The following is a 10,340-nucleotide window of genomic DNA, read 5'->3' as shown; positions in this document are numbered from 1 at the left end:
TTCCTTTTGTTGATTATGTTCTTGGCGAACAATCAACAGGATACGCCACCTAATTTATTTTTCACATACACCAGATTCGAGCATAACTCCCAATAAATTTGATCTGTATCTTGCTCCTCTATTGTTTCATGAGGTTTATATAAAAATAAAGTATGGTATAGATCATCGGTATTAATTATTTTAGTAAGGTGAGCAATTAAATGACTCGTAATTGAATCATCATCTTCTGTATATATCAGCTTTACAACGTCAGTAGTTTTATCCAGATTGTAAGTCTTTGGACTGAATTCTTCATGCGGCGCTGATTTCTTTGTCATAAGACCACCTGGTTATATATTTTAATCTATTTATAGAGAGTTGGTCCGAGGGTTTAATTCATATAGCCCTGTAAACTTTACTTTCTAACACAACTGACTGGCTTATTTTTTTCTTAGAATTTTCAACGATTAATGTATATTTTTAGATCAATTCTTATCGAGAATAACTGCCCCTCAATTACTTGTTTTAAAGAACTTATATATCAATCTAAACGTCATACCACCATACCATAACCACCGCGCGCATTGTCAAGAACCGAGTTTAAACCAGAGCATGCATTTACCTCCTGTCATGAATCATTAAAAATTTTTTTACATCTTTGTATTTAGACCAGTAATTTTTAATTTTTATCATCTGTCGATACTCGAGCATAGTGCTCTTCTACAGTTAACATACTCATTCATCAACAGACTTTATTAACTTTGAAAAGTTAACAACATTGGTTAACTTCCTGAGTCGAGAGTTCGTTGAAGTCTGCCCATTTTTGGCAGGTAGAAAATTAGAGTAAACAAAACCCCATATTTCCTAACTGCCTAAGCGATGGCTTTTTCTTGAGAGAGCCATTTTTGCTTCTCTTCTACTGGAACAATGGTGCAATAACCTTCTTCAGCGGAGTAAATTATCACAGCATCCCCCTGCTCAAGTCTTGTAAGAAGCTGTTGTTTTTTCTGAGCGAAATCCATTTCCTCTTCACCGTAGTCGGTTGCCTCGCGAGTAAGTAGGGTCATGATTAAATTCTCGACGGCAAATTCAGATAGCAGGTGGTAGTCAATTTCAATCATGATTTCGCAATCACACGCGTTACGACACCCCAAATTACCACGTGCTGCTCAGGAGTAATTGGGATTGGTCGATAAGAAGTATTTTCCGGCAGTAATTGCATGCCCTCGCGGTCAATATTTAAGCGTTTTACTGTCAGCTCGCCATCAACAGCAGCAACCACTATTCGGCCATGGAGAGGCTCAATGGCTTTATCAACAACCAGGATATCCCCTGACTGAATCCCCGCATTTATCATCGAGTCACCGGAGGCAATGACAAGAAAGGTCGAGAAGGGGTGTTCAATAAGGTCACGGTCTAAATGTAGGGTCTGGTCGATAGCCTCATCAGCAGCCATGGGGTAACCTGCTGAAACCTTGCTTGCATACACAGGCAACGCATATGTTTTATCCCCTTGCCCAAGGAGAGCCTGGCCATGGATAATTTCGGGGTATTGGGAACGGCTAAGCATCGACAACTTATTTCCAGCAATGACGTTGCGTTATTTTAAACGAAAAGCTGCCAGGCTGACAGCAGTAAAAAACCCCGCTTCCCATTGCATTTAATCGAGTTAGAAGTGCCGCAAATTAATTAAATTGAGCCGCACTCTTCAATTCCATTAACAACCTGGATGGATTGACGATTAAAGAAGAGAATCTATAGATTAGGGGAGAAAATGGCCGTCGAGACAGCCTGTTATTGCTTCACTTTATAGGCAGGCAATTTCATGACCTTAAACTGCTTTGGGAGAAAGGAAGAAACCCTAATTAACGCAATAAATTGCCTGCTATTGATTATCACCATGTAACCCATTAGATAACAAGATTAAATTTTTAATAATTTTCCCTTTCCTTTCAAACAGTAAGACAGAAAAGAGCCTAATGCTCAAAAATAGGGCGTTTACACCGTCCCTTTTTGCTTCTATATTTGAATTGTGTACAGTATTCAATAGAGAGGATTTTATGAGTCATGGCGGTAAACGATTAGGTGCTGGTCGTCCTAAAGGGTCAAACAGTTGGGGTGAATCGACGAAAGCGATTCGAGTGCCCCAATCAAGGGTTGAGGACATTAAAGCCTTTCTTGAAGGAGGCCTAAACTATACCCTACCCCTTTACAGTTGCAAAGTCCGAGCAGGCTTCCCCTCCCCTGCCGATGACTACATTGAATCACGTCTTGATTTGAATGAGCATTTAATTAAACACCCTGCTGCCACATTCTTTGTGATTGCTTCCGGTGATTCGATATTCAACCATCACATTACAGATTATAAATTAAACAAAGCCATGGACTATCAAATTAACATTTATAATCAATTTGAGCTGCCTAAATCATGGGGGACTGGCGAAACCGAATTAACATTGTACTGCAAACGGTCCTTTTCGTCAGAATCCCGGCCGACCCTCAAATTCAGATAGAAGGTCATGTAGATCTTTTGCTGGAAATTTAGTATTTCTTGGTAAAGTAAATCTTATTGAATCAATTTCCACTGTAGCAGAGAAGCTATTATTATGATGAATGATAGTAATTGGCCTAGCGCTCCGGAACTTGTGCTGTGATGCAAAAACAGGAATATCAGTGCTTCAATAGTGCCATCATAATTCCGAATCTTATTTTGTGGTTGATACTCTTACTATTTTTATTATATTTCGTCGCACAAAGTAATGCGGATTACGATCTTTTTGTTCCTACTCGCCCTGTTCTAGGAACTAAGCAAGCATTAATTGATTAAATTAAAAGCAAAATAACTATAAAATAACCTTTGTCTTTGCGTCGCAGCGCAAGCTCCGGAGCGCTAGGCCAACTGGGGTGTAACATTTTGGTTGACCACGTCATCCAGCGCTGGGTCCATACATGACGATGCCTTCTGGAGCACTAGGCCTACTTGGCTTAAACACTGAAAATATGGTAACACTTACCGCTTTAAGAGAAGGAGCGGATGGTCGCTCTTCTTGAGAAGAGTCCACCATCACCGCTGACTTTCCAAAGGTGGAAACTGTAAGGTCGGGTTGGTCTTCTTGAGAAGAGTTCACCATCACCGCTGACTTTCCAAAGGTAGAAACTGTAAGGTCGGGTTGGTCTTCTTGAAAAGAGTTCACCATCACCGCTGACTTTCCAAAGGTGGAAACTGTAAGGTCGGGTTGGTCTTCTTGAGAAGAGTTCACCATCACCGCTGACTTTCCAAAGGTGGAAACTGTAAGGTCGGGTTGGTCTTCCTCTATGGAGTTATTATTGAAAGACCTATCGCTTTGTTCATTTAAAATTTTCACCCAGTCATCTAAATTAATAGCGGGTTTTGCAAACCCACCAAAGTATATATTAGATTGCATCATGTTGCTTGGATCTAGTTCTTCGATTCTCCTGAGGTCTAAAATGATCTCTAACTTTTCTTGATATTCCTTTAGTGATTTTTCTGCATTTGCCAGCTCTGGTGATTTAAATCGGTGGCCTTGTGCAGTTTTGCCCGGTACTTCTTTATCTAATGCTGCTATTTGTTCACGCAAATTTTTAATTTCTCGCACACAATCATGAATGTAGCTTGCTAAAGCCCCGGTTCTTTTCAATGTATTTCTTTCTGAGAGCGCGAACATAAATGCTTTTGTTGTTTCAATAGCATCTTCAATTTTTTCTACATAGTCTGTTGAGGCTTCTGGTGGCAATTCACGCGCAGATTTTCCGTAGGAGAAAATGGTTTTTCCTCTTCGGTCGAATAAAAAATCTACTGCTTCCTGTGCGATCATCATTCGTGGAGTAACGGGTTTAGAAGTATAAGCTAAATCTAGACGAATGGCATCGGCAATATATTCTAAGTCACTGACAGAATGTTCTCTACCTAAGTATTTTAAATGTAGACTAGTTTTATCTTCTGTAATAAATAATCCTTGATGCAAGACATCGTCAAAGACTACTTTAGGATCAATGTACAGTTTGTCACGGGCAAATTTTCCAATTTCACGTCGTACTTCGTTATCGACGTGAGGATTACTAGGATCCGCCAAATGAGCTAACTGCTTAATTAACAGTGCTCTATATAAAACGAATTCTTTCGTGTTTGCAAAAGGTGTATCCAAATTAGTTGAGCCATTGATTTTTTGTGGTTTATTAAGTGAATAGAGAAAGTCGAATGAGTTATTTAAATAATTTTGGATATTACCAGCATTAATTTTGGTTTCAATTCGAGCACTAGGATTTTCAATTCGCAAACCGAGCATTGCACGATAGTCGGCATCACCAATGAATATGGATTTTTTATTTGGATCTTGCGTGAGAGCATAGTTCAATCGTTGTGCGGTAACTAACATCTGATAATAGGGATGTAATTCATCTGTCGCTAGTTTTGGATCAATAATAGATGCTAGGCTTCTCACTTGTTCTAGATCTTGGCACAAACCACCTAGCCCTCCATCTGCTACAGAAAGGGTATAAAAATCTATCAATTCTTTAGGTAATGTAGTTTGGAGAGTTCCTTCTGGAACAGCAGCTACAATTTCTAGTACTTGTTGCTTTATTTTTTCGACTAATTCAAAACGTTTAATAAAATCTTGATTACCAGGCTCGATCAAGTAGGCTTTAGTATCTTCAATAAAATTCTTTAACCCAGCAGGAAGGGAGCCGCGCACTTTAGCTCGCATTTCTTCCAATAACAGTCTCTGCATTTCTACAGTTTGAGTCTCTCCATTAGCGATAATGCCTTTATGTTGTTCAGATAAATCGATTTCAATTTGTTTACTGTGGCGATAGCGAATAGCATGTTCCCTAATCCAGGCAGTACTTGCTCCCATAGCCACTTGCTTCTTATGAAAATTGAAGATGTTGAAGTAATTTAAAAATCCCTTTGTAGCTCCAGCCGATTGATATTCTTCCAATTTTTTTAAATCTTTACCTGTAGTGGGGACTACATCTTTAATTAAGTTTTTTAACCGAGTGCTCTCTTTGACAATATCATCTCTTACATGCTTAAGGGCATTACGATTTTCTTCGCTACGTTTAAACTGTAAAGATTCGATGTTGTTAATTGCAAAATAAGTAACTACTGCAGCAAGGCAGGCACTGACCAAACCAATGGCAAGAATACCTATTGTAATTGGACCACCAATGATTATTGCGGCAAATCCTAAAGCAATACTACCAGCGATTAAGCCGCTGATACTGGCTGTAAGATGTGGATGTTTAGCCACAAAACTTGGTTCAATCATCTGGGAAGTCAAATAATCTACACATTGATTCATGAACTCAATTTGTAATTGTTGAGTGAACTGTTCTCTTGCCTCAGGTGCTTCAAAATATTTTTTTAGCCAGTTAATGATAGCGTATTGGTCCTTCTCTTTTTGTATCTGTTCTTCATGAATGTCATAGATATCTACGAAGGCTTCGTTAAATAACTTATTTAATTCAGCTAAAAAGTAGACTTCAATTGCTGTATCGAGAGCTTTGTCATCAAAGGTTTTATCATCAGGAAAATGTTTGTTCTTAAAATCCTCACGCATTTTTTGTTTAGTATCATCCCTTAAATCCAGCAAGAGACATTCTCTATAGTGAAATAAATGAACTAGTTTTTTTGATAATTCTTCGTATTTCTTATCGTTGAAGCCGACTTTTTTCATTTGAGCTTCGAATTCTTTATAGGCGTCGTCATCGCCCACTCTAAGCGTGCTGGCTAGCCAAATTTTGTAAGCTAGAGCACTAGCTCCAGCACCTAAGGCGGCACTAAAAACACCAGCCACCATATTTTTGGGGCCTGCTAAAGGATTGATTACATCAAGGGGAGACATAATTTGTTGAGCATAGTAAGTAGCGCCGGTAACACCAATGCCCAATAAGCCAGCTAAGACACCGTGGCCAACCTTGGCGGCTGTAGAGGGGCGATCTAGTATTCTATTGAGATAATGCTCTTGTGTTGCACGATAATCACCAATCCGGGCTACATATTTATCGACTAATTTGGCTTGTTCTAGAGCTGTAGTTCTTTCAAGATGAGTAACCATATTTTTTTCTAAATATTTTCTATGGTTTTCTTTAATAATGCGAAAATATTCTATAGTAGTAAATTTCTTAGGCACTCTCTTTTTTCTCTCTAAATCTGCGATACAATTATTGTGACTCAATTATTTGCCCAATTATTGTAAAATCACGCCAAATAATGACCGACTCCAATTAAGCAAGAGGCAGCGTCGGCATCGTCATGTATGGACCCAGCGCTGGATGCAAGAAGTAATTGAATAAATTGCTAGAAAACGAGATAGAGATGCAGTCATGTATACGGCTTCTTGTTACAGTGCATTTTTAGGCACATGAGCCCTGATGATCTGACCCCGATTTAGTGGACACGAAATTAATAAGTAGATCTGCTAAATAGGAGAGTTAAAATGGAAAAGCTAAAACGGACTCATTATAGTGAAGAATATAAAATTGAAGCTATAAAGCGTGTTTTAGAGGGCGAGGAATCAGTTCCATTAGTGCAGAGCAGCTTGGAATAAAAGCTTGTCAACTCTACAGCTGGATGCATAGCCATCGGTTACCTGGAGAAATAAAGACAATGGTAAGTAAACATAAGGAATTGGAAGCCGAAAATAAAGAGCTTCCCGACAATTGGCTGTGGCTCTTCAGGAAAAGGAAATCTTAAAAAAAGCGGCAGCATACTTTGCGAAGGAAGCGCGGTAAAGTATGCGTTTATCAAAGAAAACAAAGAGCGCTTCAACATTGCACTGATGTGTGGCTGTCTTAAAGTCTCACGGAGCGGTTACTATGCCTGGTGTAAGCATAAGCCTGGCAAGCGTGAGCTGGCTAATGCCGCACTGGATGAGTCTATTCTGACGGCATCGTCAACTTAACTTTAGTGTTAGAGTAAGCTCTATTTAGTTGGTGGAAAGATGTTGGAGCAAAAGCCGAAGAGATATCGTTATCCTTTAGAGAGGCATCGTCAACTTAACTTTTGCTGACGCAAGAAAGAAGGAAGCTCAAATTTTAGGCGCAAAGGAGCTCTGTTGCAGCGGATTGCCAAATTTGTTTGGCGTTCTGAAACTGGGTTCGTTGCTTTGATGCTGAGTTCTTGTAACGCCCAACGGCTATAGCGAAGAGATTTCTGGTTTTCCCCATGAGTGCCAGAACATGTTGAGCACTGGCGGGTGATTTGAAACGAATGAGGCATTTTTCTTTCCTGCGAGTCGGTTGATGAGCATTCTCGGCGCGGTTATTGAGCCCTTTATGGGAACGATGCTCTGTGCCTTTGCTCATCTGTTGAATCGGTTTCGTATAACTTCTCAGTTTGTCGGTTACGATTACTCGTGGCTTGGGGTAGGCGTTCATAAGGCGTGCCAGGAAGCGGATGGCAGCCCTTTTGTTACGATTGCAGCAACACATCCAGCTCAAAACCGTCTTCATCCACAGCGCGCCATAAATAGTAAGTCTCGCCGTTGATGCGCAGTTGTTGCTCATCTAAATGCCATTTATCGGATGGCTCTGGCTCGCGCTTCTTAATCACATGCCTAAAATAAGGGCCAAATTTGTTGCACCATTGGCGTATGGTCTCATAGCTCACTTCAATCCCTCGATACAGCAGCCGTTCCGAAACATCTCGGTAGCTGTCATTAAACCGGTGATAACTCCACACCGCAATGCTGATTATCTCTAAAGGATAACGATATCTCTTCGGCTTTTGCTCCAACATCTTTCCACCAACTAAATAGAGCTTACTCTAACACTAAAGTTAAGTTGACGATGCCGCAATGCCCGATGAAGTAAAGCGTGGTGAGTTAAGGCCATTAAGAGCAGGGGAAAAGTCTTAAGTGACTTGGCTGTTCCATTGCTCCCCAAGCCCCATGCACTGGTTGATGCCAACAATTTTTACGCAAGTTGCGAGCGCTTATTTCGACCTGACTTAAGAGACAAACCCATTATAGTGCTTTCGAATAACGATGGAAATGTCATTTCCCGCTCAAACGAGGCAAAGGCCTTAGGTATTCAAATGGGGATACCTTATTTCAAAATAAAAGGCCTTTGCAAACAACATCAAGTCGCTACCTTCTCATCCAATTACACCCTCTATGGTGACCTGTCCAATCGCGTCATGTCGGTGATTGAGGAAGCATGGAATGAGGTGGAAATCTACTCCATCGATGAGGCCTTCCTTGATTTACGAACCATGCCCAAATCCCTACACGATTCGTTTTGCGCTAACTTGCAAAAGAAAGTTTTAAAAGCAACCGGAATTCCTACCTCGATTGGGATTGGACAAACCAAAACACTCGCCAAAATTGCGAATCACTTGTGTAAAAAAGAATTAAAAATTCCTGTTTTTAATGTGAGCAACCAGCGTGAGTGGTTGAAGAAAATAAGTGTAGGCGATGTTTGGGGAGTTGGCAGGCAGTGGCATAAGAAATTAGACCAACAAGGCATTCATACGGCCTATGATTTGGCAGCGATGAATCCACATCTCTTAAAAAAACAATTTAATGTCATACTGATGCGCACTGCCATGGAGTTACAAGGCATTCCCTGCATGGAACTTGAAGAACCCAGTCTTAAAAAAAGTATCATGTCGTCCAAAAGTTTTGGTGAAATGCAAACCGACTTTCTCTTTCTCGCACAAGCCATCAGTTCTCATTGTGCAAGAGCCTATGAAAAACTTCGAAGCCAGAATCTTGTTGTACAATATCTTTACGTGTTCGTTCGAACCAATCCATTTCGACAAGATTTACCGCAATACAGCAATAGCATTCAATTTAAACTGGTTAATCCGACCGATGATTTAAGGTTACTAACACGCATTGCCAAAAAATGTTTAAAAAAGATTTTTAAACCAGGCTATCACTATAAAAAAGTGGGCGTTTGTTTAGAGGAGCTAATCCCAAAAGACCCGCGACAATTAGACCTATTCCACCAGCCATCGGATGAATCCTTATCCCACAAAGACCAGCTCATGGATGTCTTTGATACCATTAATGGCAAATTTGGTCGTCATACCATTAAACTCGCAGCAGAAGGAGCCAGTAAACCCTGGGCGATGCGTGCTGCAATGCGCTCACCCTGTTATACCACTCAGTGGTCTCAATTACCCCTTGTTAGAAATAGCACCTGAACAGACGAAGCTGCTTTAATTCACCACCATTCCATGAATAATTTCAGCGGGTCAGAATAGCGCTGTTGCCCTTACCGTCCAATAATTCTGTAATTGTTTTGTAATGACTCATCTTATAGAAACGATTTTCTTTATTCTTTAACGGGCAGATTATCATTGATTTATTAACAAAATTAAGAAAAGTAAGCTTCCCGAGGCCTTGTTTTTAAGAGAAAACTTGCCCTGGGAATTGTATTTTTAGGGTGATGACAAGACCCCTGTTAACTCATCCGCCCACCTCACCTCAAACCTATAGAAGGGTTGCCCTTTTGATTGAATTGAGGTAGAAATCGCAGCAAATTAATTCAATCGATTGAGAGTCCTAATGGAAATCATTGAAACAAATAAAGCCGGTACGCTTTCAGCGGCGGTGACAACGCTGATTAATACGCATATTGAAGCCATGGGCAAAAATCAGGTGAAAAACCTCTATGCGCTCGTCATGGAAGCCATTGAGCCTGCTTTGTTTAAAGAAGTACTTAAGTTTTCGCATTACAATCAATCCGAAGCGGCAAGATGCTTAGGACTGAGTCGTGGAACGCTTCGAACCAGACTGGAAGCCTATTTTGGTGAGAAATACATAAGCAAGCTCAAGGGCTAATGATGACGACACTCTTTGATGCGGCCTTAAAGCATTTATCGTCCCGCCATTGCAGTGAGCGGGAACTTTACAGGCTTTTGGAGAAAGAGTTTTCTGCTCATCCTGACCTTGATAAAGCAATTAGCCAGACACTGGCAAGGCTTCGTGAGCTGCACCTCATTAATGATGAGCGCATTGCAGAAAGCTTAAGTCTTCGCTATCGTCATAAAGGCAACCGGTTTATCCGCAATATTTTAAAGCAGAAAGAGTTAAGTGAAGAAGTCATTGAACAAACACTGGCTCAATGTGGCGATGAATACGAGCGTGCTTTGGAAGCCTTACACAAAAAACTCTATTCCGTCTACCGAACGCCGGATGACAAGTCGAAAGCAAGACTCTATACTTTTCTGTCCAGCCGTGGGTTTTCTCAAGCGGTGATTCATCAGGCCATCAAAGCGCTTTATGAGGATACTGTATAATGATTAAATCTGAATTGATTCAACTCATTGCTGCAAAGATGAACCACCTCTCGGAAAAGTCAGTGGAAGATGGTATTAATCGGATACTTGC

Annotated in this window: 8 protein-coding genes and 1 pseudogene; 4 read left to right on the top strand and 5 right to left on the bottom strand. The window is 40.5% G+C overall.

Annotation, left to right across the window (positions count from 1 at the left end):
- Positions 1-32: 32 nt before the first annotated feature.
- The 3 genes from Lfee_RS06355 to Lfee_RS06345 all read right to left on the bottom strand — a co-directional run bounded on the left by Lfee_RS06355 (position 33) and on the right by Lfee_RS06345 (position 1,549).
- Positions 33-317 (bottom strand): hypothetical protein, encoded by a 285-nt coding sequence (locus Lfee_RS06355; RefSeq protein ID WP_058445027.1) that lies wholly within the window; start codon positions 315-317, stop codon positions 33-35.
- Positions 318-851: 534 nt separating this feature from the next.
- On the bottom strand, positions 852-1,100 hold the full coding sequence (locus Lfee_RS06350; RefSeq protein WP_058445025.1) for a YheU family protein: 249 nt from the start codon (positions 1,098-1,100) through the stop codon (positions 852-854).
- On the bottom strand, positions 1,097-1,549 hold the full coding sequence (locus tag Lfee_RS06345; protein ID WP_058445022.1) for a LexA family protein: 453 nt from the start codon (positions 1,547-1,549) through the stop codon (positions 1,097-1,099). Before Lfee_RS06345 ends, Lfee_RS06350 begins: the two co-directional genes overlap by 4 nt.
- A gap of 409 nt (positions 1,550-1,958) precedes the next feature.
- Between Lfee_RS06345 and Lfee_RS17620 the strand changes: the two genes are divergently transcribed.
- Positions 1,959-2,492: a S24 family peptidase gene (locus tag Lfee_RS17620; protein WP_440589589.1), complete on the top strand. Its 534-nt coding sequence runs from the start codon at positions 1,959-1,961 to the stop codon at positions 2,490-2,492.
- Between the two features lie 414 nt (positions 2,493-2,906).
- On the opposite strand, the gene Lfee_RS06335 is transcribed toward Lfee_RS17620, so the two are convergent.
- Positions 2,907-6,134 (bottom strand): hypothetical protein, encoded by a 3,228-nt coding sequence (locus Lfee_RS06335; RefSeq protein WP_058445020.1) that lies wholly within the window; start codon positions 6,132-6,134, stop codon positions 2,907-2,909.
- Positions 6,135-7,038: 904 nt separating this feature from the next.
- Positions 7,039-7,741 (bottom strand): annotated as a pseudogene (locus Lfee_RS17615) (IS6 family transposase).
- Between the two features lie 123 nt (positions 7,742-7,864).
- On the opposite strand from Lfee_RS17615, the gene Lfee_RS06325 reads away from it, so the two are divergent.
- The 3 genes from Lfee_RS06325 (at position 7,865) to Lfee_RS06315 (ending at position 10,249) form a co-directional block, all read left to right on the top strand.
- Positions 7,865-9,151 carry a Y-family DNA polymerase gene (locus Lfee_RS06325; RefSeq protein ID WP_238584877.1) on the top strand — a complete coding sequence of 429 codons (1,287 nt, stop codon included), beginning with the start codon at positions 7,865-7,867 and terminating at the stop codon, positions 9,149-9,151.
- 364 nt (positions 9,152-9,515) lie between these two features.
- Positions 9,516-9,791, top strand: coding sequence for a helix-turn-helix domain-containing protein (locus Lfee_RS06320; protein WP_058445018.1), 276 nt, complete (start codon positions 9,516-9,518; stop codon positions 9,789-9,791).
- 2 nt (positions 9,792-9,793) lie between these two features.
- Positions 9,794-10,249 carry a regulatory protein RecX gene (locus Lfee_RS06315; protein WP_058445016.1) on the top strand — a complete coding sequence of 152 codons (456 nt, stop codon included), beginning with the start codon at positions 9,794-9,796 and terminating at the stop codon, positions 10,247-10,249.
- Positions 10,250-10,340: the final 91 nt, after the last annotated feature.

Origin of the sequence: Legionella feeleii, from assembly GCF_001467625.1 — a bacterium.
GTDB classification, from domain to species: Bacteria; Pseudomonadota; Gammaproteobacteria; order Legionellales; family Legionellaceae; genus Tatlockia; species Tatlockia feeleii.
This window is presented reverse-complemented; position numbering and strand designations above follow the sequence as displayed.

Bases quoted from the DNA above. Each gene is read 5' to 3' on its own strand.
- Lfee_RS06355 (WP_058445027.1), bottom strand. From the start codon at position 317: ATGACAAAGAAATCAGCGCCGCATGAAGAATTCAGTCCAAAGACTTAC.
- Lfee_RS06350 (WP_058445025.1), bottom strand. From the start codon at position 1,100: ATGATTGAAATTGACTACCACCTGCTATCTGAATTTGCCGTCGAGAAT.
- Lfee_RS06345 (WP_058445022.1), bottom strand. From the start codon at position 1,549: ATGCTTAGCCGTTCCCAATACCCCGAAATTATCCATGGCCAGGCTCTC.
- Lfee_RS17620 (WP_440589589.1), top strand. From the start codon at position 1,959: ATGCTCAAAAATAGGGCGTTTACACCGTCCCTTTTTGCTTCTATATTT.
- Lfee_RS06320 (WP_058445018.1), top strand. From the start codon at position 9,516: ATGGAAATCATTGAAACAAATAAAGCCGGTACGCTTTCAGCGGCGGTG.
- Lfee_RS06315 (WP_058445016.1), top strand. From the start codon at position 9,794: ATGACGACACTCTTTGATGCGGCCTTAAAGCATTTATCGTCCCGCCAT.